Origin of the sequence: Enterococcus sp. DIV1682a (assembly GCF_051711005.1) — a bacterium.
In the GTDB taxonomy this organism is placed as follows: Bacteria; Bacillota; Bacilli; order Lactobacillales; family Enterococcaceae; genus Enterococcus_B; species Enterococcus_B hirae.
Genome location: NZ_JBIOLT010000001.1, coordinates 52,994 through 77,642, shown reverse-complemented (window position 1 = coordinate 77,642; position 24,649 = coordinate 52,994). Strand labels below are relative to the sequence as shown.

Genomic DNA, 24,649 nt, shown 5'->3' with positions numbered 1-24,649 from the left:
CTATGCAATTTTTCTAAACTATTTACCAGTTTTACCTTCTTTACGGCGTACATATTCGCCAACATAACGAATACCTTTACCTTTATAAGGTTCTGGAGGACGAGTTCCGCGAATGTTCGCAGCTAATTCGCCAACTTCTTCTTTGTTCGCACCTTTAACAATTACTTGTGTGTTAGCTGGTACTTCAACAGTTACGCCAGCTGGTGGTGTGATTTCTACTGGATGTGAGTAACCTACGTTCAAGACAAGTTTTGATCCTTGTAATTGCGCACGGTACCCAACCCCGATCAATTCTAATGCTTTTTGGAATCCTTCACTAACACCTACAACCATGTTGTTGAAGTTAGCACGAGTTGTTCCATGGATTGTTTTCATTTCTTTACTGTCATTTGGACGAGTGAAAGTCACTTCGTTTCCTTCGATATTCATTTTGATATCAGAAGAGAAAGTACGTGTTAATTCACCTTTAGGTCCTTTAACTGTAATGTTGTTTCCATCTTGAGTAACTGTTACTCCTTCAGGGATCACAACAACTTTATTTCCAATACGGCTCACTTAAAGACACCTCCTTGTAAATTCTAGTTGATTACCATACGTAAGCGATAACTTCGCCGCCGATATTTTTTTCACGAGCTTCTTTATCAGTAACAACACCTTCAGAAGTCGAAATGATTGCGATACCTAAACCGTTCAATACTTTTGGTACTTCGTCAGCTTTGACATAAGCACGCAAACCTGGTTTAGAGATACGTTTTAAGTTAGTGATAACACGTTCGCCGTTTTTACCAAATTTTAGGAAAACACGGATCACGCCTTGTTTGTCATCTTCGATATATTCAACATCACGAACGAAACCTTCACGTTTTAAGATTTCAGCGATGTCACGTTTAATTTTTGATGCAGGAACTTCTAAAGACTCATGTTTAACCATGTTTGCGTTACGGATACGAGTTAGAAAATCTGCAATTGGATCTGTCATGACCATTGATCTTTTACCTCCTTCTTATGCGAATTTACTTTTTTACCAGCTAGCTTTCTTCACGCCGGGAATTTGACCTTTATAGGCAAGTTCGCGGAAGCAAATACGGCAAAGATGGAACTTACGATAAACTGAATGTGGACGTCCGCAACGTTCGCAACGAGTGTAAGCTTGTGTTGAATGTTTTGCAGGGCGTTTGTTTTTAGCAATCATTGATTTTTTAGCCACGTAGTTCGCCTCCTTTAATTATTTTTGGAATGGCATGCCTAATTGTGTCAACAACTCACGAGATTCTTCATCTGAGTTAGCTGTCGTTACAATAACGATGTCCATACCACGTACTTTATCTACTAAATCGTAATCTACTTCTGGGAAGATCAATTGTTCTTTAATACCTAAAGTATAGTTTCCACGACCGTCAAAGGCTTTTTTACTTACACCATGGAAGTCACGTACACGTGGTAGAGAAACTGAAACCAATTTGTCTAGAAATTCGTACATTCTTTCTCCGCGCAAGGTAACTTTTGCCCCAATTGGCATTCCTTCACGTAAACGGAATCCAGCGATTGATTTTTTAGCTTTAGTAATCATTGGTTTTTGTCCAGTGATCAAAGTTAATTCTTCAACTGCTTTATCTAAGTTTTTAGCGTTTGATACCGCATCACCAACACCCATGTTGATGACGATTTTTTCAACTTTAGGTGTTTGCATAACAGAGCTATAGTTAAATTTTTCCATCAATGATGGAGTTACTTCTTTAAGATATTTTTCTTTTAGGCGGTTCATTCAGTAAGCCCCTCCTTCCTTAAACTTATTTATTATCTAAAACTTCACCGGTTTTTTTAGAAACGCGGACTTTTTTGCCATCTACTTCTTTGTAGCCAACTCGGCCAGCTACGCCAGTAGAGTCGATCACCATCACGTTAGAAACATGAATTGGTGCTTCCATCTCAACAATTCCACCTTGAGGAGCAGCTTGAGAAGGTTTTTGGTGTTTTTTAACAACATTCACACCTTCGACAATGACTTTATCTTTTTTCGGAAACGCTGCTAATACAACGCCTTCTTTATTTTTGTCTTTTCCAGTGATAACTTTAACTTTATCGCCTTTTTTAACAAACATAACTGTTTCGCACCTCCTTTGATAAGTGTCTCAAGATTATAAAACTTCTGGTGCTAGTGAAACGATCTTCATGAAGTTGTTTTCACGTAGTTCACGTGCAACCGGCCCAAAGATACGCGTTCCACGAGGGCTTTTATCATCACGAATAATCACTGCAGCATTTTCATCAAATTTAATATATGAACCGTCTGTACGACGAGCTCCTGATTTTGTTCGAACGATAACGGCTTTTACGACGTCACCTTTTTTGACAACCCCACCTGGCGTTGCTTGTTTAACCGTAGCAACGATCACATCACCGATGTTAGCAGTTTTACGACCAGAACCACCAAGGACTTTGATCGTCAAAATTTCACGTGCGCCTGAATTATCAGCGACTTTTAAACGACTTTCTGCTTGGATCACGTTGTGTATCCTCCTTTCAGATTTTGCATTCAATCTATATAGGAAAATCTCGTGTTATTAGATAATAACTGCTTCTTCGACTACTTCCAACAAACGGAAACGTTTTGTAGCTGATAATGGACGAGTTTCCATAATTTTCACGATGTCGCCAACTTTAGCTGTGTTGTTTTCATCATGCACTTTGTATTTCTTAGAATAGTTCATGCGTTTGCCATAGATAGGGTGGTTTTTCTTTGTTTCAACAGAAACTGTAATGGTTTTATCCATTTTGTCAGATACCACGCGACCTTGATAAACTTTGCGTTGATTTCTTTCTTCAGTCATACGCTTAATGGCCTCCTTCCATAATTACTTAGCTTGTTCACGCAATACAGTTTTGATGCGTGCAATCGATTTACGTACTTCTTTAATACGTGCAGTGTTTTCTAATTGACCTGTTGCTAATTGGAATCTAAGATTAAACAATTCTTCTTTTAATTGTTTTTCTTGATCAAGCATTTCGGCAGTGGTTAATTCTCTGATTTCTTTAACCTTCATTCGATTCACCACCCATTTCCTCACGTTTTACGATCTTAGTTTTCATTGGTAATTTGTGAGAAGCTAGACGTAACGCTTCACGAGCCACTTCTTCAGACACGCCTGCAATTTCAAACATGATTTTACCACGTTTTACTGGTGCAACCCATCCTTCAGGTGCCCCTTTACCAGAACCCATACGTACCCCAATTGCTTTGGCAGTATAAGATTTGTGAGGGAAAATTTTAATCCATACTTTCCCACCACGTTTCATGTAACGAGTCATTGCGATACGAGCAGCTTCGATTTGGCGGTTAGTGATCCAATGTGAATCAACAGCTTGCAAACCGTATTCACCGAATGCTACTTCTTTACCACCTTTGGCTTCCCCGCGCATTTTTCCGCGGAATTCACGACGGTGTTTTACACGTTTAGGTACTAACATGATTATTTCCCTCCTTTCTCAGTGTTTTTTTTAGTTGGAAGAATTTCTCCACGATAGATCCACACTTTAACTCCTAGTTTTCCGTATGTTGTATCTGCTTCTTCCCATGCGTAATCAATATCCGCACGTAATGTGTGAAGAGGAACAGTTCCTTCTGAGTATCCTTCTGAACGAGCGATGTCCGCACCGTTTAGACGTCCAGATACTTGAGTTTTGATCCCTTTAGCGCCAGCACGCATTGAACGTTGGATGGCTTGTTTTTGAGCGCGACGGAAAGCAACACGATTTTCTAATTGACGTGCGATTCCTTCACCTACTAATTTTGCATCTAAATCTGGTTTTTTGATTTCCACGATGTTGATATGGATTCTTTTACCAGTTAATTTATTTAATTCTTTTCTTAGGTTTTCGACTTCAGATCCGCCTTTACCAATAACCATACCTGGTTTTGCTGTGTGAATTGAAATGTTAACACGGCCTGTAGCACGTTCGATTTCAATTGTTGATACAGCAGCATCAGCAAGTTTAGTTGAAATAAATTTACGGATTCTTAAATCTTCGTGTAAGAACTCTGCATACTCTTTTTCAGCATACCATTTAGCATCCCAGTCGCGGATGATGCCTACACGCATTCCAATTGGATGTACTTTTTGACCCACTGATTATCCCTCCTTATTTTTCTGATACGACTACCGTGATATGACTTGTACGTTTGTTGATTGGAGAAGCTGATCCTTTTGCACGTGGACGGAAACGTTTCATTGTTGGTCCTTCGTTAACAAATGCTTCAGATACTACCAAGTTTTCAACATCTAAGTCAAAATTGTTTTCTGCATTCGCAACTGCTGACATCAATACTTTTTCAATGATTCCAGCAGATTTGTTTGGTGTGAATTTCAAGATTGAAATTGCATCCGCAACACTTTTACCTCTGATAAGGTCAATTACTAAACGGGCTTTTCGAGGTGAAGTGCGAACTGTTTTTGCAGTTGCTTTAGCTGATGTGATTTGTTCTGCCATTTGGTTTTATCCTCCCCTCAATTAGCGTTTCGTTTTCTTATCGTCTGCAGCATGGCCACGATAAGTTCTTGTTGGTGCGAATTCACCTAGTTTGTGTCCTACCATATCTTCTTGGATGTAAACTGGTACGTGTTTACGTCCATCGTATACTGCGATGGTATATCCAACAAAACTTGGGAAAATGGTCGAACGACGAGACCAAGTTTTGATAACTTTTTTCTTTTCAACCCCTGCTTGAGCTTCAACTTTGTTCATTAAATGCTCATCAACGAAAGGTCCTTTCTTTAAACTACGACCCATGGTGAACCTCCTCTCAAAATGTGCGACACATGGTCAAAGAAATTATTTATTTTTACGACGACGAACAATAAGTTTGTCTGATTTAGCTTTTTTATCACGAGTTTTGTAACCAAGTGCTGGTTGTCCCCAAGGAGAAACTGGTGCTTTACGTCCGATAGGAGCTTTACCTTCACCACCACCGTGTGGGTGATCGTTAGGGTTCATTACGCTACCACGTACAGTTGGGCGTTTACGCATCCAACGAGAGCGTCCAGCTTTACCGATGTTGATCAATTCGTGTTGTTCGTTACCTACTGAACCGATTGTTGCACGGCAAGCAGCTAAGATCATACGAACTTCACCAGAGTTTAAGCGGATCAATACGTATTTGCCTTCTTTACCAAGTACTTGAGCACTTGTACCAGCAGAACGGATTAATTGTCCACCTTTACCAGGTTTCATTTCAATATTGTGGATAACAGTACCAACTGGAATGTTTTCTAAAGGAAGAGCATTTCCGACTTTGATATCTGCATCTGGACCTGAAACAAGTTTCATTCCAACTTGTAGTCCTTTTGGTGCTAAGATGTAAGCTTTCACTCCATCTTCATAGTGTACTAACGCGATGTTAGCTGAACGGTTTGGATCGTATTCGATCGTTTGAACAGTTGCAACAACGTTATCTTTGTTACGTTTGAAGTCGATCACGCGATATTGGCGTTTGTGTCCGCCGCCTTGGTGACGTACAGTGATGCGGCCGTTATTGTTACGTCCAGCATGGTTTTTCAATGGTTGTAACAATGATTTTTCAGGTGTTGATGTTGTGATTTCAGCAAAATCAGAACCTGTCATGTTACGACGACCATTTGAGGTAGGTTTGTACTTTTTAATCGCCACGTTTTTCCCTCCTAATTTAATGAGTTATCTAGTAAGTGCTTATTCAGCAGCTTCGAATAATTGGATTTCTTTTGAATCTTCAGTCAATGTAACGATCGCTTTGCGACGTTTTTTTGTATATCCTGCATATTTGCCCATACGTTTGAATTTCGCACGTACGTTCACGATGTTCACGTTTTTAACTTTTACGTCAAAAGCAGCTTCAACCGCTTGTTTTACTAAAGTTTTGTTTGCACGAGTGTCCACTTCAAAAGTATATTTCTTGTCATCCATGGCAAGCATTGATTTTTCAGTGATCACTGGGCGTTTGATTACGTCTAGTAAGTTCATTATGCAAGCACCTCCTCAATTTGAGTAAGAGCAGTTTGTGTTGCTAACACTTTTGTATTTGAAACAACATCTAGAACACTTACGTTATCAGAAGTTACTACAGTTACGTTTGGTAAGTTACGTGCTGATAAAGCAGCAAAGTCGTTACCATTCTCTAGAACAACCAATACTTTAGAGTCAATAGATAAGTTAGCAAGAACTTGTTTAAATTCTTTTGTTTTTGGTGCATCGAAGCTTAATCCTTCAATTACTACCAAGTTGTTTTCAGCAACTTTTTCTGACAATACAGATTTCATTGCTAAACGACGAACTTTTTTAGGAAGTTTGTAGCTGTAAGAACGTGGTGTTGGTCCAAAGACTACGCCACCTCCACGCCATTGTGGTGAGCGGATTGATCCTTGACGAGCACGACCAGTTCCTTTTTGACGCCATGGTTTACGTCCACCGCCTCGAACAGCACTACGGTTTTTAACCGCATGTGTTCCTTGTCTTAATGACGCACGTTGCATAACGATTGCATCGTAAACAACACTTTCATTTGGTTCAATTCCGAAGATTTCTTCGTTAAGTGTGATTTCACCGTTTTGGCTTCCATCTTGTTTGAATAATGCTACATTCGGCATTCCTTAGTTCCTCCTTTCTTCCTACTATTATTTAGCTTTCACAGCTGATTTGATAGTGATTAATGATTTTTTAGCTCCAGGAACATTTCCTTTAATTAAGATAACGTTTCTTTCTGCATCAACGCGAACAACTTCCAAGTTTTGGATTGTTACGCGGTTGCCACCCATACGGCCAGCAAGACGTTTATTTTTGAATACACGGTTAGGTGCAACTGGACCCATTGACCCAGGACGACGATGGTAGCGAGAACCGTGAGCCATTGGTCCGCGGCTTTGGCCGTGACGTTTGATAACCCCTTGGAATCCTTTACCTTTCGTAGTACCTGTTACATCAATAATGTCTCCTGCTTGGAAAACATCTACTGTAATTTCTTTTCCTACTTCATATTCTCCTAGCTCAACATTTTTGAATTCACGAATGAAGCGCTTAGGAGCCGTGTTTGCTTTTGCAACATGACCTTTCGCAGGTTTGTTTGATAAAACTTCACGCATATCTTGGTAACCAACTTGAATAGCTTCGTAGCCATCAGTTTCCATTGTTTTCACTTGTAGCACTACGTTTGGAGTAGCTTCTACAACAGTTACTGGAATTAATTCGCCAGATTCAGTGAAGATTTGTGTCATTCCCACTTTTTTCCCTAAGATTCCTTTGGTCATGAGTACACCTCCATTAATTTTATTTTAATATTATAGTTTGATTTCGATGTTAACACCAGATGGTAAGTCTAGCTTCATCAAAGCATCAACAGTTTTTGGTGTTGGGTTCACAATGTCGATAAGACGTTTGTGTGTACGCATTTCGAATTGTTCGCGTGAATCTTTGTATTTGTGAGTCGCACGAATAACTGTGTAAAGACTGCGTTCAGTTGGTAATGGAATTGGACCAGACACGCTAGCTCCAGTTCTTTTTGCAGTTTCCACGATTTTATCCGCCGCTTGATCTAAAATACGGTGTTCATACGCTTTTAAACGGATACGAATTTTTTGTTTTGCCATCTTGTTCCCTCCTTCGCCTATTTTGAAAAGTAGACATAGCTCCACGAAAATTTCCGTCACGCTCGTTCGTGGCAAAGCGTCCGGGCGTGTCGCAACCTCTCGTTTCTTAGCCGACGAAATCCTATAGATCACGTCTGTGACATTTACGTTTAGGTAAACGCACCTTTGTAATTATAATATATCTAAATCCACAAAGCAAGGCTTTTTTCCTGTAAAAAACAATTTGTTTTCATAAGTTTTCATTTAGATAACTTTAGATGCCTCTTATCCTTAAATGTCACATTTTATTTCTACTAAACTTCCTTCCTATAGTAGTTCGCCTATCTTCAGTTATTCAAAAAAACCGCAGAACCCCCAATCATGTTGGTTTCTACGGTTTTTTATTCTATTAACTATCGGAAGTGATAGACGATCTAAGCCATACACTTTTCTTGAAAAACAAAGTTTGGATTATTGCTTTTTTAGTTCTGTTCTTGTCGCCAAGGTTGAATATTCGCTTGACGATAGACTTTTGCTTGGTTGATTGAATGGAAGAGTTCCATCTTTTGCTTCACCACTTCTTTTGCTGCTGCGATACATTCAGGATAAATGGCATTTGGGTCCCATAGCTCTGTTGTAGCTAAGATCTCACGACACTTTTTATAAAAAGCATATTTATAGTCGGATGAAATATTGACTTTCTGAATACCGATTTGCACTGCTTTTGCAATTTCTTCGTCTGGGTTAGCAGATCCTCCATGTAAAACTAGCGGAATGGTTACTTTTTCTTTAATACTTGTTAAAACATCCATTTTCAATGCTGGCTTGACATCTTTTGGATAGATACCATGAGCGGTTCCGATTGCCACCGCTAACGAATCGATTCCTGTACGTTCCACAAATTCCTGTGCATCTTCCGGCTTCGTATAAATGACTTCCGATACACCGCCTTCTACTGAAGTACCCGTGTTACCAATCGTTCCTAGTTCGCCTTCAACTGAGACCCCGATCTTATGGCAAACATCTACCACTTCTTTTGTTAGTGCAATATTTTCTTCAAATGGCAACAAGGAGCCGTCGATCATAACTGAACTAAACCCACAATGAATCCCTCGCATGATACTTGCTAAGCTATCGCCATGATCCATATGGATAACGAAAGGCACAGCGCTGTTTTTCGCTCGGCTCACTGCATATTGGAAAAACTCATCTTTGGTAAAGTCTAATTCTGTCGGATGGACTGCAATGATTGCGGGTGCATCATTTTCTTCTGCCGCCTCAATGACTACTCGTAAAAAGTTGCTGTCAGCAACGTTAAACGCCCCTACTGCAAAATGATTTTCCTTGGCAATTTCTAACATTTGATTCATATTGATTAACATCGTCTATTTTCTCCATTTCTATGATTTATTGGTTGAACCTGATAGTTGAATGTATTGCTGAACTAACTCTTTTCCTGCTATGACTGTTTGTTGGATGAGAGTGGGGTATTCGATCGTTGGCTCCTGTTGTAGAAGCTGTCGGCATCTTTGTTGTTGCGCCTTCATAAAATCAGAACCAACATTAATCTTATTGATCCCTAACTCAATGGATTGGCGAATGTTGTCTTTTCCCGCTCCTGACCCCCCATGTAAAACTAACGGAAGTTGAGTCTTCTCTTTTATTTCTTGGACAATATCGAAACGAAAACGTGGTTTGTACCCTTTAGGATAATCTCCGTGACTGGAGCCATAGGAAATCGCTAAGCAGTCCACACCCGTTTCATTGATCAATCGGATTGCTTCTGCTGGGTCCGTACACATGGCATCATCTGTAAAATGGTCGCCTGTGACTGCCCCCATATTTCCTACTTCTGCTTCTACGCTCGCATCATACGTTTGGGCAAATTGAACCATCGCTCTCGTTATTTCGATATTCTGATCCAAGGGATACATCGAAGCATCCATCATGACGCTGGAAAATCCTTCTTGTAAGCACTGTTTGACAAATGCGATGTCTTGCCCGTGATCTAGATTAATCGCTACTTCGACTTTGGCATCCTGTGCCATACGGATGATGGGCTTCGTTAAATAATGATAATTGATGTGTTGCTTTAAGTGATTTTGCAATAAATCTATGATGATCGGCGCATGTAATTCCTCAGCAGCTTGGATCGTTGCTTTAGCTGTTTCTAGATTAAAGCAATTGATCGCCATGACAGCATAGTTTTCTTGATTTGCTTTTTTGAGCATCTCTTTCATTGACACATACATATCAAATCCTTCTCCCTACAGTTTTTAAGATAATTTAATAGAAGAAAAATCTACTTCTTCCTCTTCTTCCTCTACGACAGGGTGTTCAGCTGGCGCCTTTTTCAAAACAAACAATAGAATGCCGGTAACTGCAGAACCAATCAATAAGGCAAAGGTAAACTTCAACGGATCCGTCATTGCTGGGATAATAAAGACCCCACCAGAAGGAACTGGTGACCCAATTCCCCACGACATACTCAAACCTCCGCCAATCGCTGCACCAGCTGTACACGAAATGATCACACGAAGCGGATCAACTGCCGCTAAGGGGATAACGCCTTCCGTAATCATGCAAAGTCCCATCGGAAAAGCAATCTTAATGTTGTTTTCTTCTTCTTTTGAATATTTTGTTTGCCGAAATAACTTAGATAAAACCCATGAAATGGTGACACCGAAAGGCGGAACCATTGACGCTAACACTTTCACAGCTTCTGGTTCTTGCACACCTTCCAAAAGCATCCCATCAGCAAACAATGAGGCTACCTTATTGACTGGTCCACCAAAATCAAAGGCAGCCATCCCACCGACAATTGACCCAAAGAGGAATTTTCCAGAACCTTGTAGTCCTTGTAAAAAATCGGTCATCGCTTCTGTTGCCCAAACAATCGGCACACCTACCACGAAAAACATCAATAAACCGATACTAAGGGTCGCTAACAGTGGGATGATCATCATCGGCATCAATCCTTGTGCCCACTTAGGAACTTTGAGATATTTCACCAATAACAGGACAAAGAACCCCACCAAGTAACCGCCTAACATACCACCTAAAAAACCTGCGCCAATGGCATTGGCAATTAACCCCATAAACAAACCTGGACCAATCCCTGGGCGATCGGCAATGGAATAGGCAATCGCTGCAGAAATCACTGGAGCCAATAATCCCATGCCCAAAACCCCTAGAGAAACTAAGGCATCGGGTACAGAATAAGACGCTTGATAATCATTGATGACTTGCCCACCTGTTAAATTCCCAATAGCGATCAAGAGTCCAGCAGTCACAACAACTGGTAACATGTATGAAATAGCTGTCAGTGCATGCTTTTTTAATTGTAGTTGACGAAGCATCCAATTCCTCTCCTTTTATGTTTTACTGAGTTCTTCTTCAATTTTAGTAATCAACCCTTTCGGTGCTTTAATGACCATGTTCGTAGGAATCTCAATCACTTTTTTTCCTTCGAACCGCTCCTTGCCACCAATTTTGATATCTGCTGCAATAATGACGACATCTGCCTGCTTGATCTCCTCCTTCGATAACTCGTCTTCTGTCCCAATTGTTCCTTGTGTTTCGATGTGCACTTCATGTCCTAATGCTTTTGCTGCTTTTTCTAATTTTTGTTTGGCAATATACGTATGTGCAATTCCTGAAGTACAGGCTGCTACTCCGACGATCTTCATTTTTTCTTCCTCCTTTTCTTTTAGACAGTTGGTTCTTTTGCTAATAGTTCCATTAATTCTGCTTTACTAGTTGCCTGATTCATTTTTTCGATAATGGTATCTTCTGCTAATAACATTGCTACTTTTTGTAACAATTTGATATGAACGGTATTGGCATCTGTATCTTTTACTGCAAATAAGATAATGACCTTTACAGGCTGCTCATCTAATGATTCCCAAGGGATCGGGGTCTCGACTTTACCCACAACCAAAGAAGTCTGAATGACACTCGCTGATTTTCCGTGGGGAATCGCCACACCGTTTCCAATCCCTGTGATTCCTTCTTTCTCCCGTTGAAAGACATCTGATGAAAAATCATCAACATCTTTGATAATGCCGTTTTCTTTTAGTAATTCACTTAATTCGAGAATCGCTTCTTTTTTTGTTTTCGCTTTCATTTCTAAACGTATCAGTTTTTCTGTAATTACATTTGCGATACTAAATTCTGACATTACCTGTTTTGTAACCATTTCACATCTCTCCTAACATTTGCTTCACACGTTTTTCGTCTTGCTTGGTAAATACTGAGTTTACTAATATCGTGGGAATCTTCGGTGGCTCATTCAAACAAACCGTTGTTAAAATCAAATCGATCTTACTAAATTCCGCTTGGTTTTTCTGGTACTGCCGAGAAGATAAAACAGCAATAATCTCTAATTCAGGAAAGGCTTTTTTTACTTTGACTTTCAATAGTTCTGAAGTTCCAACACCACTACTACACATGATCAATACACGTTTTTTTATTGGGGCTAACTCTTTGTATCTCACAAAGTATAATGTTAAAAATCCAATTTCATCTTTGGATATATGGTTTGTATGAAATTTTTTTTGGACCATTTTACTGACAAATTCTACTAATTGAAACGTTTCCTGGTACTCTAATTCAATGTCGTGCAACAAATCATTTTTGATTGTGATCTCATGTTTTAATCGATACAATAGCGGCTGAATGTGACTATACAAATCATGTCGGTTTCGTTCTTGATCAATCGCCACTCCCATGAGCCGGCTCATCGTAACAGAAAAAAAACGGGTGATTTCTTCAGCTTCATTTGAGATATTTTGATGTTTAATCGAACCATTTTCGATCCTGGAGGAAATCAAGTATTGAAAAAGATAAAAAGTTTCACTTTCAGGGAGAGTCGTATTTAAATATTGACCTAATTTGAGCATGACTTGCTTTGATAGTTGGTACAGTTCCTGGTTATAATGGATCAGCGCCTGATCTTCTTCATCTAAATCCCACGTATCTTCTTCTAGATACACGACCCCTTCACGGAAGCGTTTGACTAAGATATAAATATGAGAAAAAATATTCATTGCATATGGATAGGCAATTCGGCTGACTAGTTTTTGTTCGATAAACTCAACGATCGAAGTAATAAAATTGATATCAAATGAGCTGATCATTGGGTGACTAGGAACCACTTTTTTATCTTCCAATAAATGGATACTTAATAGCATATTCACTACTTTACGAATATGTTTTTCTGTTCCTTCGATACCAATTCGGGTACCCTGGCGTTTAAGTTGGAGGTGGTTTTTCATTAAAAATAAACTGATCTTAGCCAAATCATTACTAATTACCGGATCACTCACATAATACGGATGGAACAATTCATTGATTAATAACTTCTTGGGTGCCTTAAACAACAAATTAAGCAAAATCGCATTTCTTCTTTCCAAAGGTCCTTGACTCGTTCGACTTTCATTATGCGTTGCACTCACATTTAAATATTTATCGTAGTCTAACCGAAATCCTTTGCCTGCCTCTGCCAAAATGATTTCCCCGTTTTCAGACACATCATTTATCTTTTTAATCGTACGGTAGACCGTTTTCGTAGAAACATGGGCAAATTCAGCTAACTCCTGAGCTGTAAGGGATAAGCCATGTTTAACAAAGTATTCGACCATTTCTTTCTCTCTTTTGCTTAGCTGCATTTGTTCAACCTCCTTGTTTATACTATAACGGAATTTTCTGACAACTCATTTTTTGTTCTGTCCATTACTCTGGACATTTTTAAAAGCGTTTACAAAAAATGTATCAAAAAAGACAAAAAAACACCGAAGCAGGCAAAGACCTGTCTTCGATGTTTTACACGATACATCAGATTAAATGAAAGTGATGAAAATTAGAAACGATGAAACAATCGCCATTGATTTGTGTCAGTATTTTTCCCCTTAATTACTCTTAACATGACCAATTACAGCATTTGCTTTGACCACACCGCTGGCATCCATCGTTAGTTTTGCCACTTTTTCACTATTGGTAAAAGCAACGATCAAATCTGATTGTTTGTTTGCTGATTGCAGTGCAGCTAAATCCATGGTTGCAATTAATTGTCCACGTGCAACATTTTGTCCCTCTTCCACGTAGATCGTAAAAGGCGCTCCCTTTAAGTTCACGGTATCGACCCCCATATGCAAAAGGACTTCAACGCCTGATTCCGTTTTGATACCGACAGCATGTTTCGTTGGGAAAATATTCATAATCGTACCAGCGATTGGGGCAAACACTTCACCATTCGTTGGTAGAACCGCAAACCCGTCTCCCATCATTTTTTGTGAAAAGACATCATCTGCCACTTCTGTGATTGGCATTAGCTTCCCATTTGCTACCGCAAAAATATCTTGGTTTTGTGGATCAACGACTGTTTTGGTTGTCACAGTAGGCGTGGACTGAACAGTTCCTTTGCCGCTACTTCCATGAATTTTTTTCATTTCATCTGCAACAAATTGGACTTCCGTTCCAACGATCACTTGAATATTTTTGGCATCAATTACTTTCAGACCTGGAACGCCAGTCGCTTTGATTTTCCCTTGATCAACTTTTGCCGTATCTTTTACATACAAGCGTAAACGTGTCGTGCAATTGTCAATGGAAACAACGTTCGCTGCACCACCTAATGCTTGATAAAGTTGATTAGCTAGCGTGGCAAATCGATTGTCACCAGTTGGCACTGTTCCTACTTCCCCATTTTCTGCAACTCCAGTATCTTCTTCACGCCCCGGCGTCATCAAATTGAATTTTTTGATAACAAATAAAAATGTAAAGTAATAAATCACACCCATCGCCAAGCCTAATACCAATAGCATTAATGGTTGATTGGCAATAGGTACACGTAAGCTTAAAAAGAAATCAATAAAGCCGGCGCTGAAATTAAAGCCCGCTGTCCAATGGAAGGTTGCTGCGATAAACATCGAAATCCCTGTTAAAGCAGCATGAACGACATACAATGGCCAAGCTACAAACATAAATGAAAATTCTAACGGTTCAGTCACTCCTGTAAAGAAAGAAGCGAAAGCGGCAGCTAACATCAAAGATGCAGTCACTTTTTTCTTTTCTGGTCGCGCACATTGATAGATAGCAAGTGCACCAGCAGGTAACCCAAACATCATGACCGGGAAGAATCCAGCTTGATACATACCGGTGACTCCTTTTACCCCTTCACTTGCCCAGAATTTACCGATATCATCAATTCCAGCCAAATTGAACCAAAAAACATTGTTCAGTGCATGGTGTAAACCAGTTGGAATCAGCAAACGGTTGAAGAAGCCATATAGACCAGCACCTAACGCGCCCATTCCAGAGATCAATTCACCGAAACTAACCAATGTATCATAAACTGGTGGCCAAACAAAAATCAATAAAGCAGAAATAATTGCCATTAAACCAGCTGTTACGATCGGTACTGCTCGTTTTCCACTAAAGAAAGATAACGCCATTGGCAATTTAACTCCGCTGAAGCGATTATACATCGCACCAGCGACTAAGCCTGCCAAAATTCCAATAAATACATTTTTATTATTGATTGCATCAAAAGCGATATTCACTTTTTCAACATCCACTTTAGTAAACAATGCGACAGAAGCACTATTGACTAATGTGACTGGTGCTAAAAAGGCGATCAATCCTGCCAATGCTGATGAACCATCTTTGTCCTTAGACATCCCCAATGCTAACCCAACAGCAAAAATGATTCCTAAATTATCTAAGACTGTTCCTCCAGCTTTGATCATAAAAGCGGCAAAAATGTTATTGCCACCCCAACCAGTCGGATCGATCCAATAACCAATCCCCATGAATAAAGCAGCTACTGGTAGGGTTGCTACTGGTAACATCAAGGAACGTCCCATTCGTTGTAAGTATGTTTTCATTTTGTTCTCCTATTCTGTTGTCCCTCGCAAGCGTTCGATATGAATAACTAAATAACCAAGTTCTTCGCTTGTAATAGACATTTGATATTGTTTAGTTAAAAGTACTCGAATTTTTTTTGCGACTGCATAACTTCCTGAATATTTTCGTTTGACTATCTCAATAATCTCCTCGTCTAAGACCGCATACTGCTGATTGTGATACCGTTGGATCAACAACCGAAGATGGTTTGCTAAACGAGAATAATTCAGTGCCATTTGTTCGGAATGGATATCGATCCTCAGCTCTTTTTCAATCAACTGGATAATTTCCGACACGATCGTGACTTCGCGAATGCTACGATGATTACTAGTTTGTCCGCTATGACCACTATGGATATGTATCGCTATATAACCCGCTTCATCATATGTATAAGGAATAGCTAAAGTGTGATTCAAATAATCAACTGCCCATTGCGCAATACTAAATTCTTCGTGGTACAGCGCCTCGATTTCTCGCAGTAATTTATTTCGAATAACAATTCCATTACGAATATTTTCAGCAGCAAAAGCAATATGATCCGTTAACGCGATCAACACATGTTCATTCAGCTTTTTCATTAAAACTGTTTCTGCATGATCAATAATGTGTTCAGCAGCAAAAAGAAACTTTTCGTCAATTTGATTCAGCAAACTTTGTAATTTCATTTGACTTTCTGGCTCCATCACAAACATCCGCTCAATTTCTCGATGAAAAATCAAGTCATTGCGCTTTTTATCGAATCCAACACCTTTACCAATTGCGACCTTTTCTTGTCCATCGTCATCGACTAAGACCGCATTTTGATTAAAAATCTTTTTGATTTTCATAATAATAACCCTTTTTCTGCAGAATTAAAGTTACTTCATGGACCAATCATCCTTTATCAATCTTAAGCTTGACAACAAAAAAAGCATAGAAAAATTCCACCAAAGTCTCCTTATCGACGGAATCTTCCCATGCCTAGTATGATCTAGTCACATGAAAAATAAATATGTTAACGCTTTAATTTTATCGAGGGAACGTTTTTTTGTCAACATCTTTTTTTCTTTTGTCAAACAAAATGCTTTCATTTACTCAATAAAGTTTAAAATAAGCCATAAAAAAAGTCATGATGTCTAATGACACCATGACTTTTTATTGTCCGAATACAATGTTGCTTACAATTCAGTTGATCAAAGATTAAGCTTTGATTTCAGTAACGACACCGGCACCAACTGTACGTCCGCCTTCACGGATTGAGAATTTAGTACCGTTTTCGATAGCGATTGGGTGGATTAATTCAACTTCCATTGTTACGTTGTCGCCAGGCATAACCATTTCAGTTCCTTCTGGTAATTCAACAACACCTGTTACGTCAGTTGTACGGAAGTAGAATTGTGGACGGTAGTTAGTGAAGAATGGAGTATGACGTCCACCTTCTTCTTTTGTCAACACGTATACTTCTGCAGAGAATTTTGTATGAGGTGTGATTGTACCTGGTTTAGCTAAAACTTGTCCACGTTGGATGTCTTCACGTGCAACACCACGTAGTAAAGCACCAATGTTGTCTCCAGCTTCAGCGTAGTCTAATAATTTACGGAACATTTCAACACCAGTAACTGTTGTTTGAGCTGTTTCTTCTGCGATACCAACGATATCTACAACGTCACCAACGCGAACTTGTCCACGTTCAACACGACCTGTAGCAACAGTACCACGACCAGTGATTGAGAATACGTCTTCGACTGGCATCATGAATGGTTTGTCGTTGTCACGTTCTGGAGTTGGGATATATTCGTCAACTGCAGCCATCAATTCAAGGATTTTTTCTTCGTATGAAGCGTCGCCTTCTAAAGCTTTCAAAGCTGAACCAGCAACTACAGGAACATCGTCACCAGGGAATTCGTATTCTGTTAATAAGTCACGAACTTCCATTTCAACTAATTCTAGTAATTCTTCGTCGTCAACCATATCTACTTTGTTCAAGAATACAACGATGTATGGAACACCAACTTGACGAGATAATAGGATATGTTCACGAGTTTGAGGCATAGGACCATCAGCAGCAGATACTACTAAGATAGCTCCGTCCATTTGAGCAGCACCAGTGATCATGTTTTTAACGTAGTCCGCGTGTCCTGGGCAGTCAACGTGAGCGTAGTGACGAGTGTCAGTTTCGTACTCAACGTGAGCTGTTGAAATTGTGATTCCGCGTTCGCGTTCTTCTGGAGCACCATCGATTTGATCGTAAGCCATAGCTTGGCCGCCGTTTTTCTTAGATAGTACAGTTGTGATTGCTGCTGTTAAAGTTGTTTTACCGTGGTCAACGTGTCCGATTGTACCAATGTTAACGTGTGGTTTAGAACGGTCAAATTTTTCTTTTGCCATTTTAAAATGTCCTCCTAAAAATACAATATATTTTTTATTTGTCTGATAGGTATGTGATAAACCAAAAGTCTATCACATGCCCATATCATCGATAATTATTTTACACGAAACTATATTAAAAATACAGTCTCTTTAGATAATCTGTCAAACAGACGATCTTGTTTTAAGAAATTATTCAGCTTTACCGCCGTTTTTCTTAATGATTTCTTCTTGGACTGATTTAGGAACATCTTCATAGTGGTCAAATACCATCATAAATGTACCGCGTCCTTGAGTTGCTGAACGCAATGTTGTTGCGTAACCGAACATTTCAGCCAATGGAACAATCGCATTAACGATTTGTGAGTTACCATGTGCTTCCATACCTTCAACGCGACCGCGTCGGCTAGTTACGTGTCCCATGATATCACCTAAGTAATCTTCTGGAACAGTAATCGTTACTTTCATCATTGGTTCTAAAATAACAGGACGTGCGTGTTTTGCAGCAGCTCTTAAAGCCATAGATGCAGCAACACGGAAGGCTGTTTCATTTGAATCGACGTCATGGTATGAACCATCGTAAAGTTTTGCTTTGATATCCACTAATGGATAGCCAGCAAGAACACCGTTATTCATAGATTCTTCTAGTCCTTTTTCAACAGCAGGGATGTATTCACGAGGAACGACCCCACCGACGATTGCATTTTCAAATTCGAAGCCTTTACCTTCTTCGTTTGGTGTAAATTCAACCCATACGTGACCGTATTGACCTTTACCACCAGACTGACGTACGAATTTACCTTCAGCTTTTGTTGCTTCACGGAATGTTTCACGGTATGAAACTTGTGGAGCACCAACGTTTGCTTCAACTTTAAATTCACGTTTCATACGGTCTACTAAAACGTCTAAGTGCAACTCACCCATACCTGAGATAACAGTTTCACCAGTTTCAACGTTTGTTTCAACTCGGAATGAAGGATCTTCTTCTGCAAGTTTTTGCAACGCAACACCCATTTTATCTTGGTCTGCTTTTGATTTAGGTTCAACAGCAACTTGGATAACTGGGTCAGGGAATTCGATTGACTCAAGAATAACCGGTGAGTCTAATGCACATAATGTATCCCCAGTTGTTGTATCTTTCAATCCAACAGCAGCGGCGATATCACCTGAGTACACTTTATCAATTTCTTGACGAGTGTTGGCGTGCATTTGTAGAATACGTCCGATACGTTCTTTTTTGCCTTTAGAAGCGTTCAATACATATGAACCACTTTCAAGGACACCAGAATAAACACGGAAGAAAGTTAGACGACCTACGAATGGGTCAGTCATTACTTTAAACGCTAATGAAGCAAAAGGAGCTTCATCGTCAGCTGGACGTGTTGTTTCTTCGTCTGTTTTTGTATCGATCCCTTTGATTGCTTCGATATCAACTGGAGAAGGCAAGTAATCAAGAACGGCATCCAACATTAATTGAACCCCTTTGTTCTTGAACGCTGAACCAGCTAATACAGGGAAGAATTCAACATTAATTGTTGCACGGCGGATACCAGCAATCAATTCTTCTTGTGTGATTTCTTCACCTTCAAGATATTTCATCATTAGTTCTTCGTCTGTTTCAGCAACAGCTTCGACTAATTTTTCGCGCCATTCTTGAGCTTGTTCTAAATATTCTTCAGGAATTTCAGTTTCTTGAATATCTGTTCCTAAGTCATTTGTATAGATTTCAGCTTTCATTTTAACCAAGTCGATGATACCAGTGAAGTTTTCTTCAGCACCGATTGGCAATTGGATTGGATGCGCGTTTGCTTGCAAACGATCATGCAATGATTTTACTGAGTACAAGAAGTCCGCACCGATTTTATCCATTTTGTTACAGAATACGATACGAGGCACTCGGTACTCAGTTGCTTGACGCCAAACTGTTTCAGTTTGAGGTTCAACACCTGACTGTGAGTCAAGTACAGTTACCGCACCATCTAATACACGTAGAGAACGTTGAACTTCAATTGTGAAGTCTACGTGTCCTGGTGTGTCGATGATGTTTACACGGTAACCTTTCCACTGCGCTGTAGTCGCAGCAGATGTAATTGTGATACCACGTTCTTGTTCTTGTTCCATCCAGTCCATTTGTGAAGCTCCTTCGTGGGTTTCACCAATTTTATGGATTTTACCAGTATAGTACAAGATACGCTCTGTTGTTGTAGTTTTACCTGCATCAACGTGAGCCATGATACCAATATTACGAGTTTTTTCTAGCGAAAATTCTCTTGCCATTTTCTTACTCCTCTCTTTATTTAAATCGATTGTAAATTGACTTTCTGCTGTCGTTTAACCCAACAGGCAGAGAGGATCTTACCAACGATAATGAGCAAATGCACGGTTGGCATCAGCCATTTTATGAGTGTCTTCACGTTTTTTAACAGAAGCACCAGTGTTGTTTGCAGCATCCATGATTTCTTTTGCTAAGCGTTCTTCCATTGTGTGTTCACCGCGCAAGCGAGCGTAGTTTACTACCCAACGAAGAGCTAAAGTTGTACGACGTTCAGGGCGAACTTCAACTGGTACTTGATAGTTTGAACCCCCAACACGACGTGCTTTAACTTCAAGAACAGGCATAACATTTTTCATAGCTTGTTCAAACACTTCTAATGGATCATTACCTGTAGATTCTTTAATCAAATCAAAGGCGTTATAAATAATACTAGCTGCAACACCGCGTTTTCCGTCAACCATTACACGGTTGATCAAGCGAGTTACTAATTTTGAGTTATAAATAGGATCTGGTAAAACATCACGTTTTGCAACAGGACCTTTACGTGGCATCCGTAACTCCTCCTTCCGAAATATTCTTCATAGTAATTGCCTTACTCTCTTAACATAGTAAGAACAAGTTTCATTTGTTTAATAATTAAAATTAAGCTTTAGGTTTTTTAGTACCGTATTTAGAACGGCTTTGTTTACGGTCGTTTACACCAGCTGTATCAAGTGCACCACGAACGATATGGTAACGTACCCCTGGTAAGTCTTTTACACGTCCACCACGTAGTAATACTACGCTATGTTCTTGTAAGTTGTGACCAATCCCTGGGATATAAGCAGTAACTTCAATTAAGTTTGACAAACGAACACGAGCATATTTACGTAAAGCTGAGTTCGGTTTTTTAGGTGTCATTGTACCCACACGTGTTGCTACCCCACGTTTTTGAGGAGAGTTCACGTTTGTTTGAGTTTTCTTAAAGCTGTTATATCCTTTGTTCAAAGCAGGTGAATTAGATTTTTCCACCTTTGATTTACGAGGTTTACGTACTAATTGGTTAATTGTAGGCATTCCTTGTTTCCTCCTTCCCACGATTCGCGTCTAGTTCCACACATCCAGGTGGTTCTTTTTTTGCGATAAAAAATAAATGCAATTCTGCATCTTTATCAAATATGCTTTGATAAACAGTCAGCACGTCTCTTTACCAGAGACCTGTAGATAAAGCACCTTGGTTAGGATATCATGAATAAAGTACTCTGTCAACCAGTGTTATGTATTTTTTTTAGCCATTTGAAATTAAAAAAAGGACGCTATCTTTTTCCAATCATTCAATATAAAATAGCTATGAATAGAGACGAAAGAAAAGGTGGGAACAACAGATGAATTTGAAACAAGCAGCTGGAATTGAAGCAGCTAAATTTGTGAAGGACGGAATGATCGTTGGTTTGGGTACCGGTTCTACAGCCTATTATATGGTAGAAGAAATCGGTAGAAGAATGCGTGAAGAAGGATTAAACATCACTGGTGTCACTACATCGAATGCCACTAAAGAACAAGCAGAAAAATTAGGTATCCCTCTTAAGAGTATTGATGAAGTACCCGTAGTTGATCTCACGATCGATGGTGCTGATGAAATCAGTAAAGCATTTCAAGGAATTAAAGGTGGTGGCGCAGCATTACTTTTTGAAAAAATTGTTGCTACGTATTCAAAACAAGTCATTTGGATCGTTGATGAATCAAAATTAGTGGAGCAACTTGGGCAGTTCCCTCTTCCAGTAGAAGTGATTCCTTATGGCGCTCAACAATTGATGCGGATCTTTGATGAGAAAGGTTACCAGCCTGTTTTACGTCAAACCGAAACAGGTCAGATAGTCAAAACAGACAGTGGTCATTACATTATTGACCTACATTTAGAAGTGATCAATGACCCTGAAGCTTTGGCAACGTACCTTGATCAACTGGTTGGTGTCGTTGAACATGGACTGTTTTTAAATATGGTTTCAAAAGTCGTCGTCGGCTCCGCACAAGGCGTATCAATTATCGACTCACCTCATCAAAAATAACAACCCTGATATTAGTTATAAAAATTAGCAAAAATAGTTCATTTTAAAAACATAAAAAAACTATCTTTTCAATGGACTTTATGCTACATTTTTACTGTTATCTATAGACAGAAAATCATTGCTAGAAAGGAATCACCATGAAGATTATTGGTTATGCACGCACAACCATAAATGATGTTGATCTTACAACACAAGTGGAGCAACTCTCTAATTTTGGTTGTCAGGAGATTTTTCACGAGACATACAAGTCTAAAGATGCGGTGTCTAATAATATTTGTTTAGAAAAAGTAATCAAGGAAATGCGACAAGGCGATACTTTAGTTATCTGTCAACTTCATCGTCTAGGGAAGTCCACTCGTCAGCTAACAGAACTCACACAATTATTCAAAGATCGTGGCTTACACCTAGTTAGTATCCAAGAAGAGATCGATACGCGTACACCGATGGGGAAAATCTATTTTCAACTAATGGAAGGATTAGCCATTATGGAGTGCTCTTTAATCAAGGAACGGACACTTGTTGGGTTAGATGAAGCACGTAAAAAAGGTAAAATCGGGGGTCGTCCAAAAATCGATCCAAAAACAATTAAAAAAATTCGTCGGCTTTATTATGAAAAAAAAGAAACGATCCAATTAATTTCTACTAAATGTGGTGTATCAGTCGGAACCTGTTATAAATATATCAACCTTCCAGAAAAAGAGATTCAGCAATTATCTTAAACGACTGCCTACATCTTGATATTCTTTCATTTAAAAATGGATTGGCACAACAAACGCAGACTGTCTGCTAAAGACGAAGCAACTGTATATAATGAATAGGTAGGTGGATCAATGTCAAAGTAGTCATTGACCCACCTACCTCTGTTTATCTGTCACTGTAAGAATTATTTTTGTTTTTTTATCTGTCTATCTTCTGATTTTCCCTTTCATTAACTTCATTTTTCAATGGAAATCTAGTCAAAAAAATTGTACAATAAAGCAGAACTGAAATTTTCAGAAATATAACCTATTTTAAAGGAGAGCTAAACATGCCAAAATTAGTTTTTTCTCGTCATGGTCTTAGTGAATGGAATGCATTAAACCAATTTACTGGTTGGGCTGACGTAAACTTAGCACCAGAAGGAATCGAAGAAGCCAAAGAAGGCGGACGCAAAATCAAAGAAGCTGGAATTGAATTTGATGTTGCTTACACTTCAGTTTTAACTCGTGCCATCAAAACATGTAATTTGATTTTAGAACACTCAGATCAACTTTGGGTTCCTCAAATCAAATCATGGCGCTTAAACGAACGTCATTATGGTAAATTACAAGGATTGAACAAAAAAGAAACAGCTGAAAAATATGGAGATGACCAAGTACACATTTGGCGTCGTTCATACGACACTCTTCCTCCATTGATGGACGAAAGTGACGAAGGTTCTGCTGCAAACGATCGTCGTTATGCAATGTTAGACAAACGCGATATTCCTGGTGGCGAAAACTTGAAAGTTACTTTAGAACGTGCTTTACCATTCTGGCAAGACGAAATTGCTCCAGCTTTACTAGACAACAAAACTGTTTTAGTAGCTGCACATGGTAACTCTCTACGTGCTTTAGCAAAACACATCGAAGGAATTTCTGATGAAGATATCATGGATCTTGAAATTCCAACTGGTCAACCACTTGTTTATGAATTAAACGATGATTTGACAGTTGCTAAAAAATACTATCTATAATAAATAAAAAAAGTGGGCAAGCGATTCAATTGAATCACTCGCTCACTTCTTTTATTAATCTGCGATTGCTGTTTCTAAACCGACCTCGATCATTTCGTTAAATGTCGTTTGTCGTTCTTCTGCAGTTGTTTCTTCTCCGGTAAGCAAATGGTCACTCACCGTCATGATTGCTAATGTTTGGACATGATATTTTGCTCCTAAATAGTATAAAGCAGCTGCTTCCATTTCTACACCTAGCACACCTAATTCAGCTAATTTAAACGTTTCTGTTGAATCATCTTTATAAAATGAATCTTCCGAGAGAACATTCCCTACATGTGTGGTAAATCCTTTGTCTTTTGAAATTTCATACGCCTTCAACAATAAATTAAAATCACTGATCGGCGGAAAATGAAAGGCTTGGAAATTTTTCTCGATCATCGAAGAACTAGTAGCTGCTCCTTGAGCTAAAACAAGATCACGAACATGGACATCTTTAGATAATGCACCACATGTGCCCACTCGTATCAATTTTTTTACACCGTATGAATGAATCAATTCATGGGCATAGATCGTCGCTGACGGCATCCCCATCCCCGTTCCTTGTACCGAAACACGTTCGCCTTTGTAGGTTCCAGTAAAACCTAACATCCCACGAACTTGGTTGTAACATACTGGATCTTCTAAAAATGTTTCAGCAATATATTTTGCTCGTAAAGGATCGCCTGGAAGTAGTATTTTATCAGCGATCTCTCCTTGTTTTGCTTCAATGTGTACGCTCATCTGACAC

33 protein-coding genes are annotated in these 24,649 nt (G+C 39.2%); 3 read left to right on the top strand and 30 right to left on the bottom strand.

The features are described from left to right. Window positions 1-18: 18 nt before the first annotated feature. From rplF to rpsL, 29 genes are all read right to left on the bottom strand, one after another. The gene (rplF, locus tag IGJ23_RS00400) at window positions 19-555 is read right to left on the bottom strand and encodes a 50S ribosomal protein L6 (protein ID WP_010720442.1); all 537 of its coding nucleotides are present in this window, start codon (window positions 553-555) and stop codon (window positions 19-21) included. A 31-nt stretch (window positions 556-586) separates the two neighbouring features. Beyond that, window positions 587-985: a 30S ribosomal protein S8 gene (gene rpsH, locus IGJ23_RS00395; RefSeq protein ID WP_002288675.1), complete on the bottom strand. Its 399-nt coding sequence runs from the start codon at window positions 983-985 to the stop codon at window positions 587-589. A 36-nt stretch (window positions 986-1,021) separates the two neighbouring features. Continuing rightward, window positions 1,022-1,207 (bottom strand): type Z 30S ribosomal protein S14, encoded by a 186-nt coding sequence (locus IGJ23_RS00390; protein WP_002356214.1) that lies wholly within the window; start codon window positions 1,205-1,207, stop codon window positions 1,022-1,024. An 18-nt stretch (window positions 1,208-1,225) separates the two neighbouring features. Continuing rightward, on the bottom strand, window positions 1,226-1,765 hold the full coding sequence (gene rplE, locus IGJ23_RS00385) for a 50S ribosomal protein L5 (protein WP_002288671.1): 540 nt from the start codon (window positions 1,763-1,765) through the stop codon (window positions 1,226-1,228). Between the two features lie 25 nt (window positions 1,766-1,790). Further along, entirely contained in the window at window positions 1,791-2,102 is a 312-nt protein-coding gene (rplX, locus tag IGJ23_RS00380; protein WP_010720443.1) for a 50S ribosomal protein L24, read from the bottom strand. 36 nt (window positions 2,103-2,138) lie between these two features. Further along, window positions 2,139-2,507 (bottom strand): 50S ribosomal protein L14, encoded by a 369-nt coding sequence (gene rplN, locus IGJ23_RS00375; RefSeq protein ID WP_002288669.1) that lies wholly within the window; start codon window positions 2,505-2,507, stop codon window positions 2,139-2,141. Window positions 2,508-2,564: 57 nt separating this feature from the next. After that, window positions 2,565-2,831 (bottom strand): 30S ribosomal protein S17, encoded by a 267-nt coding sequence (gene rpsQ / locus IGJ23_RS00370; protein WP_010720444.1) that lies wholly within the window; start codon window positions 2,829-2,831, stop codon window positions 2,565-2,567. Window positions 2,832-2,855: 24 nt separating this feature from the next. Then, complete coding sequence (gene rpmC / locus IGJ23_RS00365; protein ID WP_002288664.1) at window positions 2,856-3,044, bottom strand: 50S ribosomal protein L29; 189 nt, start codon at window positions 3,042-3,044, stop codon at window positions 2,856-2,858. Next, entirely contained in the window at window positions 3,034-3,468 is a 435-nt protein-coding gene (rplP, locus tag IGJ23_RS00360; protein ID WP_010720445.1) for a 50S ribosomal protein L16, read from the bottom strand. The genes rpmC and rplP overlap by 11 nt, the downstream gene beginning before the upstream one ends. A gap of 2 nt (window positions 3,469-3,470) precedes the next feature. Next, window positions 3,471-4,127 carry a 30S ribosomal protein S3 gene (rpsC, locus tag IGJ23_RS00355; protein ID WP_010720446.1) on the bottom strand — a complete coding sequence of 219 codons (657 nt, stop codon included), beginning with the start codon at window positions 4,125-4,127 and terminating at the stop codon, window positions 3,471-3,473. A gap of 13 nt (window positions 4,128-4,140) precedes the next feature. Beyond that, window positions 4,141-4,488 (bottom strand): 50S ribosomal protein L22, encoded by a 348-nt coding sequence (rplV, locus tag IGJ23_RS00350; protein ID WP_002288657.1) that lies wholly within the window; start codon window positions 4,486-4,488, stop codon window positions 4,141-4,143. A 21-nt stretch (window positions 4,489-4,509) separates the two neighbouring features. After that, window positions 4,510-4,788 carry a 30S ribosomal protein S19 gene (rpsS, locus tag IGJ23_RS00345; protein ID WP_010720447.1) on the bottom strand — a complete coding sequence of 93 codons (279 nt, stop codon included), beginning with the start codon at window positions 4,786-4,788 and terminating at the stop codon, window positions 4,510-4,512. Between the two features lie 42 nt (window positions 4,789-4,830). Beyond that, complete coding sequence (gene rplB / locus IGJ23_RS00340; protein ID WP_010720448.1) at window positions 4,831-5,664, bottom strand: 50S ribosomal protein L2; 834 nt, start codon at window positions 5,662-5,664, stop codon at window positions 4,831-4,833. A 39-nt stretch (window positions 5,665-5,703) separates the two neighbouring features. Next, the gene (gene rplW / locus IGJ23_RS00335; protein ID WP_002290449.1) at window positions 5,704-5,994 is read right to left on the bottom strand and encodes a 50S ribosomal protein L23; all 291 of its coding nucleotides are present in this window, start codon (window positions 5,992-5,994) and stop codon (window positions 5,704-5,706) included. Beyond that, a complete protein-coding gene (gene rplD, locus IGJ23_RS00330; RefSeq protein ID WP_438774512.1) occupies window positions 5,994-6,617 on the bottom strand; it encodes a 50S ribosomal protein L4 in 624 nt (207 codons plus the stop codon). The genes rplW and rplD overlap by 1 nt, the downstream gene beginning before the upstream one ends. 27 nt (window positions 6,618-6,644) lie before the next feature. Beyond that, entirely contained in the window at window positions 6,645-7,274 is a 630-nt protein-coding gene (gene rplC, locus IGJ23_RS00325; protein ID WP_002290445.1) for a 50S ribosomal protein L3, read from the bottom strand. 30 nt (window positions 7,275-7,304) lie between these two features. Beyond that, complete coding sequence (rpsJ, locus tag IGJ23_RS00320) at window positions 7,305-7,613, bottom strand: 30S ribosomal protein S10 (RefSeq protein WP_010720450.1); 309 nt, start codon at window positions 7,611-7,613, stop codon at window positions 7,305-7,307. 461 nt (window positions 7,614-8,074) lie between these two features. After that, window positions 8,075-8,974, bottom strand: coding sequence for a ketose-bisphosphate aldolase (locus IGJ23_RS00315; RefSeq protein WP_034697718.1), 900 nt, complete (start codon window positions 8,972-8,974; stop codon window positions 8,075-8,077). Between the two features lie 18 nt (window positions 8,975-8,992). Next, window positions 8,993-9,844 (bottom strand): class II fructose-bisphosphate aldolase, encoded by an 852-nt coding sequence (locus IGJ23_RS00310; protein ID WP_438774511.1) that lies wholly within the window; start codon window positions 9,842-9,844, stop codon window positions 8,993-8,995. Window positions 9,845-9,868: 24 nt separating this feature from the next. After that, window positions 9,869-10,951: a PTS fructose transporter subunit IIC gene (locus IGJ23_RS00305; RefSeq protein WP_010720453.1), complete on the bottom strand. Its 1,083-nt coding sequence runs from the start codon at window positions 10,949-10,951 to the stop codon at window positions 9,869-9,871. Window positions 10,952-10,966: 15 nt separating this feature from the next. Then, complete coding sequence (locus tag IGJ23_RS00300; protein ID WP_010736797.1) at window positions 10,967-11,281, bottom strand: PTS fructose transporter subunit IIB; 315 nt, start codon at window positions 11,279-11,281, stop codon at window positions 10,967-10,969. 20 nt (window positions 11,282-11,301) lie between these two features. Beyond that, a complete protein-coding gene (locus tag IGJ23_RS00295; RefSeq protein WP_053766556.1) occupies window positions 11,302-11,790 on the bottom strand; it encodes a PTS sugar transporter subunit IIA in 489 nt (162 codons plus the stop codon). 1 nt (window position 11,791) lies between these two features. Next, window positions 11,792-13,261 (bottom strand): BglG family transcription antiterminator, encoded by a 1,470-nt coding sequence (locus tag IGJ23_RS00290; RefSeq protein ID WP_438774510.1) that lies wholly within the window; start codon window positions 13,259-13,261, stop codon window positions 11,792-11,794. A gap of 240 nt (window positions 13,262-13,501) precedes the next feature. Continuing rightward, a complete protein-coding gene (nagE, locus tag IGJ23_RS00285; RefSeq protein ID WP_438774509.1) occupies window positions 13,502-15,478 on the bottom strand; it encodes an N-acetylglucosamine-specific PTS transporter subunit IIBC in 1,977 nt (658 codons plus the stop codon). Between the two features lie 9 nt (window positions 15,479-15,487). Next, window positions 15,488-16,324, bottom strand: a complete 837-nt coding sequence (locus IGJ23_RS00280; protein ID WP_010736794.1) for a PRD domain-containing protein — start codon at window positions 16,322-16,324, stop codon at window positions 15,488-15,490. Window positions 16,325-16,676: 352 nt separating this feature from the next. Next, on the bottom strand, window positions 16,677-17,864 hold the full coding sequence (gene tuf / locus IGJ23_RS00275; RefSeq protein WP_010720459.1) for an elongation factor Tu: 1,188 nt from the start codon (window positions 17,862-17,864) through the stop codon (window positions 16,677-16,679). A 171-nt stretch (window positions 17,865-18,035) separates the two neighbouring features. After that, entirely contained in the window at window positions 18,036-20,120 is a 2,085-nt protein-coding gene (gene fusA, locus IGJ23_RS00270) for an elongation factor G (RefSeq protein WP_010720460.1), read from the bottom strand. A 78-nt stretch (window positions 20,121-20,198) separates the two neighbouring features. Further along, window positions 20,199-20,669, bottom strand: coding sequence for a 30S ribosomal protein S7 (gene rpsG, locus IGJ23_RS00265; protein ID WP_010720461.1), 471 nt, complete (start codon window positions 20,667-20,669; stop codon window positions 20,199-20,201). 91 nt (window positions 20,670-20,760) lie between these two features. Beyond that, complete coding sequence (gene rpsL / locus IGJ23_RS00260; RefSeq protein ID WP_002294318.1) at window positions 20,761-21,174, bottom strand: 30S ribosomal protein S12; 414 nt, start codon at window positions 21,172-21,174, stop codon at window positions 20,761-20,763. Window positions 21,175-21,482: 308 nt separating this feature from the next. Between rpsL and rpiA the strand changes: the two genes are divergently transcribed. The 3 genes from rpiA to gpmA all read left to right on the top strand — a co-directional run bounded on the left by rpiA (window position 21,483) and on the right by gpmA (window position 23,880). Further along, the gene (gene rpiA, locus IGJ23_RS00255) at window positions 21,483-22,166 is read left to right on the top strand and encodes a ribose-5-phosphate isomerase RpiA (RefSeq protein WP_010736793.1); all 684 of its coding nucleotides are present in this window, start codon (window positions 21,483-21,485) and stop codon (window positions 22,164-22,166) included. 137 nt (window positions 22,167-22,303) lie between these two features. Continuing rightward, the gene (locus IGJ23_RS00250) at window positions 22,304-22,885 is read left to right on the top strand and encodes a recombinase family protein (protein ID WP_010720463.1); all 582 of its coding nucleotides are present in this window, start codon (window positions 22,304-22,306) and stop codon (window positions 22,883-22,885) included. 308 nt (window positions 22,886-23,193) lie between these two features. Then, window positions 23,194-23,880 (top strand): 2,3-diphosphoglycerate-dependent phosphoglycerate mutase, encoded by a 687-nt coding sequence (gene gpmA, locus IGJ23_RS00245; RefSeq protein ID WP_010720464.1) that lies wholly within the window; start codon window positions 23,194-23,196, stop codon window positions 23,878-23,880. A 54-nt stretch (window positions 23,881-23,934) separates the two neighbouring features. Here the strand turns inward: gpmA and deoD are convergent, their stop codons facing one another. Further along, window positions 23,935-24,642, bottom strand: a complete 708-nt coding sequence (gene deoD / locus IGJ23_RS00240; protein ID WP_010720465.1) for a purine-nucleoside phosphorylase — start codon at window positions 24,640-24,642, stop codon at window positions 23,935-23,937. Between the last annotated feature and the right edge of the window lie 7 nt (window positions 24,643-24,649).